This window comes from Streptomyces sp. NPDC060209, assembly GCF_042728155.1.
Classification (GTDB): Bacteria; Actinomycetota; Actinomycetes; order Streptomycetales; family Streptomycetaceae; genus Streptomyces.
Genome location: NZ_JBHWZS010000456.1, coordinates 1 through 4,934, shown reverse-complemented (window position 1 = coordinate 4,934; position 4,934 = coordinate 1). Strand labels below are relative to the sequence as shown.

Genomic DNA, 4,934 nt, shown 5'->3' with positions numbered 1-4,934 from the left:
CACCGAAGAGCCGTCCGTAGAACTCCGCACCTCTCGCGAGGTGCGGGGCCCTTCTTGGTGCTCAGTGAGGAGCAACCAGGTCAGACGATCAAGTAATTACTTGACGATCTTGGTGACCTGGCCGGCGCCCACGGTCCGGCCACCCTCACGGATGGCGAACTTCAGGCCCTCTTCCATGGCGACCGGCTGGATCAGCGTGACGTTCATGAGGGTGTTGTCACCCGGCATGACCATCTCGGTGCCCTCGGGAAGGGTCACAACGCCCGTCACGTCCGTGGTACGGAAGTAGAACTGCGGGCGGTAGTTGTTGAAGAAGGGGGTGTGACGGCCACCCTCGTCCTTCGACAGGATGTAGGACTGCGCCTCGAACTCGGTGTGCGGCGTGACCGAACCCGGCTTGATGATGACCTGGCCGCGCTCGACGTCCTCGCGCTTGATGCCACGGAGGAGCAGACCGACGTTCTCACCGGCCTGGCCCTCGTCGAGCAGCTTGCGGAACATCTCGATGCCGGTGACCGTGGTGGTGGTCTTCTCCTGCTTGATGCCCACGATGTCAACGGTCTCGTTGACCTTGAGGACACCACGCTCGATACGGCCGGTGACGACCGTACCGCGACCGGTGATCGTGAAGACGTCCTCGATCGGCATGAGGAACGGCTTCTCGACGTCACGCTCGGGCTGCGGGATGTTCTCGTCCACGGCCTTCATCAGGTCGAGAACGGTCTTGCCCCACTCGGCGTCGCCCTCAAGAGCCTTGAGCGCCGAGACCTTGACGACCGGAAGGTCGTCGCCCGGGAACTCGTACTCGGAGAGGAGCTCACGAACCTCGAGCTCGACGAGCTCCAGGATCTCCTCGTCGTCCACCATGTCGGCCTTGTTCAGCGCGACGACGATGTACGGAACGCCGACCTGGCGGGCCAGGAGCACGTGCTCCTTGGTCTGCGGCATCGGGCCGTCGGTGGCCGCGACCACGAGGATGGCGCCGTCCATCTGCGCCGCACCCGTGATCATGTTCTTGATGTAGTCCGCGTGACCCGGGCAGTCGACGTGCGCGTAGTGACGCGACTCCGTCTGGTACTCGACGTGCGCGATCGAGATCGTGATACCGCGCTGACGCTCCTCAGGAGCCTTGTCGATCTGGTCGAAGGCCGAGGCCTCGTTCAGGTCCGGGTACGCGTCGTGCAGCACCTTGGTAATGGCGGCCGTGAGGGTCGTCTTACCGTGGTCGATGTGACCGATGGTGCCGATGTTGACGTGCGGCTTAGTCCGCTCGAACTTTGCCTTCGCCACTGGGGTCCTCCTGAGTGGTTCTGTACGCCTTGCTTCATCGGCGCCAGGTGATCTTTGCTGGAATGCCGGTGCCGGGGGCATTCGCCACGCTGCTTACGCGCTGCGACGAATGCCCGACCGGGCTCCGGTGACAAGCCTAAAGCGTGAGCTCGGAAGAGTTACTCGCCCTTGGCCTTCGCGATGATCTCCTCGGCGACGTTCCGCGGAACCTCGGCGTAGGAGTCGAACTGCATCGAGTAGCTTGCGCGACCCGAGGTCTTGCTGCGGAGGTCTCCGACGTAGCCGAACATCTCCGAGAGGGGCACGAGGCCCTTCACGACGCGAGCGCCGCTGCGCTCCTCCATGGCCTGAATCTGGCCACGGCGGGAGTTGAGGTCGCCGATGACATCGCCCATGTAGTCCTCGGGCGTGGTGACCTCGACGGCCATCATCGGCTCGAGGAGCACGGGGGACGCCTTGCGGGCACCCTCCTTGAACGCCTGCGAACCGGCGATCTTGAAGGCGAGCTCCGAGGAGTCGACCTCGTGGTAACCACCGTCGAGAAGGGTGACGCGGACGCCGACCATCTCGTAACCGGCCAGGATGCCGAACTGCATGGCTTCCTGGGCACCCGCGTCCACCGAGGGAATGTACTCACGGGGGATGCGGCCACCGGTGACCTTGTTGACGAACTCGTAGGAGGCGTCGCCACCCTCGATGGGCTCGAGGGCGATCTGCACCTTCGCGAACTGGCCGGTACCACCAGTCTGCTTCTTGTGCGTGTAGTCGATGCGCTCGACGGTCTTGCGGATCGTCTCGCGGTAAGCGACCTGGGGCTTGCCGACGTTCGCCTCGACGCGGAATTCGCGCTTCATGCGGTCGACGAGCACCTCGAGGTGAAGCTCGCCCATACCACCGATGATGGTCTGGCCGGTCTCCTCGTCGGAGTGCACCTGGAAGGAGGGGTCCTCCTCCGAGAGCCGCTGGATGGCGACACCCAGCTTCTCCTGGTCACCCTTGGACTTGGGCTCGATGGCGACCTGAATGACCGGCGCCGGGAAGTCCATGGACTCCAGGATCACCGGGTTCTTGTCGTCGGACAGCGTCTCACCCGTGGTGGTCTGCTTCAGACCCATGACGGCGACGATGTCACCGGCGCCCACCGACGCGATCTCCTCACGCTTGTTCGCGTGCATGCGGTAGATCTTGCCGATGCGCTCCTTCTTGCCCTTGACCGAGTTCAGCACCGCGGTGCCGGCCTCGAGGCGACCGGAGTAGATCCGGACGAAGGTGAGCTTGCCGAGGTGCGGGTCGCTCGCGATCTTGAACGCCAGGCCGGAGAACGGCTCGTCGTCCGAAGGCCGGCGCTTGACGACCAGCTCCGGGTCCTTGACGTCGTGGCCTTCGATGGCCTCGACGTCCAGGGGGGAAGGCAGGTAGCGGACGACCGCGTCGAGCAGGGGCTGGACGCCCTTGTTCTTGAACGCGGTGCCACAGAAGACGGGGGTCACGGTGACGGAGTCGGCCGTGCCCTTCGACGCGAGGGTGATCCGACGGATCGCCTCGTGCAGCTGCTCCTCGGTGGGCTCGACGCCCTCGAGGTACAGCTCCATCATCTGGTCGTCGTTCTCCGAGACGGCCTCAAGGAGCTTGCCGCGCCATTCCTCGGCGGCCTCCTTGTGGGTGTCCGGGATGTCGACCGTGTCGTACATCTCGCCCTTGGCGGCCTCTTCCGACCACACGAAGGCCTTCATCGACACGAGGTCGACGACGCCCTTGAAGTCGGCTTCGGCACCGATGGGGAGCTGCATGACCAGCGGAACCGCACCGAGGCGCTCGACGATCATGTCGACGCAGCGGTGGAACTCGGCGCCGGTGCGGTCGAGCTTGTTGACGAAGCAGATACGCGGCACGCCGTAGCGGTCCGCCTGACGCCAGACAGTCTCGGACTGGGGCTCGACGCCCGCCACACCGTCGAACACGGTGACGGCACCGTCGAGGACGCGGAGCGAACGCTCCACCTCGACGGTGAAGTCCACGTGACCCGGGGTGTCGATGATGTTGATGGTGTGGTCAACATCATTGAGCGGCCAGTGACAGGTCGTCGCGGCGGACGTGATCGTGATGCCGCGCTCCTGCTCCTGCTCCATCCAGTCCATCGTGGCTGCGCCGTCGTGGACTTCACCGATCTTGTACGAAACGCCGGTGTAGAAGAGGATCCGCTCAGTGGTGGTCGTCTTGCCCGCGTCGATGTGGGCCATGATCCCGATGTTGCGGACCTTGGCCAGGTCAAGCGAAGTGGTGGCCATAAGGCTCAATCTTCTCTCGGTCTCGATGGGGTAAGCGACTACCAGCGGTAGTGCGCGAAGGCCTTGTTGGACTCGGCCATCTTGTGGGTGTCCTCGCGCTTCTTGACGGCAGCGCCAAGACCGTTGGAGGCGTCGAGCAGCTCGTTCATGAGGCGCTCGGTCATGGTCTTCTCGCGACGGGCGCGGGAGTAACCCACGATCCAGCGCAGCGAGAGCGTTGCGGCGCGACCGGGCTTGACCTCGATCGGCACCTGGTAGGTGGCGCCACCGACACGGCGGGACTTGACCTCGAGCGAGGGCTTGACGTTCTCAAGCGCGCGCTTCAGCGTGATGACCGGGTCAGCGCCGGTCTTCTCGCGGAGGCCTTCCATGGCGCCGTACACGATCCGCTCGGCGGTGGAACGCTTGCCGTCGAGCAGGATCTTGTTGATCAGCGACGTGACAAGAGGAGAGCTGTAGACCGGGTCGATGATGACCGGGCGCTTCGGGGCGGGGCCCTTACGAGGCATTCTTACTTCTCCTTCTTGGCGCCGTAGCGGCTGCGGGCCTGCTTGCGGTTCTTGACACCCTGGGTGTCGAGCGAACCGCGGATGATCTTGTAACGAACACCCGGCAGGTCCTTCACACGGCCACCACGCACGAGCACGATGGAGTGCTCCTGCAGGTTGTGCCCCTCACCCGGGATGTAGGCCGTGACCTCGATACCGGAGGTCAGACGCACACGCGCGACCTTACGGAGGGCCGAGTTCGGCTTCTTCGGGGTGGTCGTGAACACACGCGTGCAGACACCACGACGCTGGGGCGAACCCTCGAGCGCGGGCGTCTTGTTCTTCTCGACCTTGTCCTGCCGGCCCTTCCGGACCAGCTGCTGGATCGTAGGCACTACTTCTCCGGTTTCTGTGTGCCGTTCGTGAAACTAACCTGGAACACTCGCCGACCCACGCGGTCGGGTGTGTCGAATACTGCACGCCCCTGCGATCAGGCAGAAGAAACACAGATTGCGGTGGCCACTTACGGACTCGCCATGCGGTTGAGGACACGCACCCGAGCCCAGGCACACCCCAGGCACAAGGCTTGAGCGTACCTACCTCACGGAGCTGGGTCAAAACAAATGCCGTCCACCCCGGGTCGCCGGCCCCAGCGGTCCGGCGCGATTGGGCACAAAGAACGCCCCAGGCGGTGGCCCAAGGGTCGTCACCACCCCTCTCACCAGCCTGAACGACCCGAGCACGGCCCGGCTCCGCCTCAGATGCCGGGCCGACACCGGCCGCCCGCCGGTCACCCCGGGTGACCGACCTCACGACAGCCGACTCCGGGCACGCAGAAGGGCGCCCACCCCGTCGCGTTGCTCGACGG

At 64.8% G+C, this 4,934-nt stretch carries 4 protein-coding genes; all 4 read right to left on the bottom strand.

Going from position 1 to position 4,934, the window contains the following annotated elements; all coding sequences use genetic code 11:
• Positions 1–96: 96 nt before the first annotated feature.
• The 4 genes from tuf to rpsL all read right to left on the bottom strand — a co-directional run bounded on the left by tuf (position 97) and on the right by rpsL (position 4,461).
• Complete coding sequence (gene tuf / locus ACFWFI_RS40935) at positions 97–1,290, bottom strand: elongation factor Tu (protein ID WP_387400761.1); 1,194 nt, start codon at positions 1,288–1,290, stop codon at positions 97–99.
• 158 nt (positions 1,291–1,448) lie between these two features.
• The gene (gene fusA, locus ACFWFI_RS40930) at positions 1,449–3,578 is read right to left on the bottom strand and encodes an elongation factor G (RefSeq protein ID WP_387400759.1); all 2,130 of its coding nucleotides are present in this window, start codon (positions 3,576–3,578) and stop codon (positions 1,449–1,451) included.
• A 38-nt stretch (positions 3,579–3,616) separates the two neighbouring features.
• Complete coding sequence (gene rpsG / locus ACFWFI_RS40925) at positions 3,617–4,087, bottom strand: 30S ribosomal protein S7 (RefSeq protein ID WP_014154599.1); 471 nt, start codon at positions 4,085–4,087, stop codon at positions 3,617–3,619.
• A gap of 2 nt (positions 4,088–4,089) precedes the next feature.
• Positions 4,090–4,461: a 30S ribosomal protein S12 gene (rpsL, locus tag ACFWFI_RS40920; protein WP_003948652.1), complete on the bottom strand. Its 372-nt coding sequence runs from the start codon at positions 4,459–4,461 to the stop codon at positions 4,090–4,092.
• Between the last annotated feature and the right edge of the window lie 473 nt (positions 4,462–4,934).

Bases quoted from the DNA above. Each gene is read 5' to 3' on its own strand.
- fusA (WP_387400759.1), bottom strand. From the start codon at position 3,578: ATGGCCACCACTTCGCTTGACCTGGCCAAGGTCCGCAACATCGGGATC.
- rpsG (WP_014154599.1), bottom strand. From the start codon at position 4,087: ATGCCTCGTAAGGGCCCCGCCCCGAAGCGCCCGGTCATCATCGACCCG.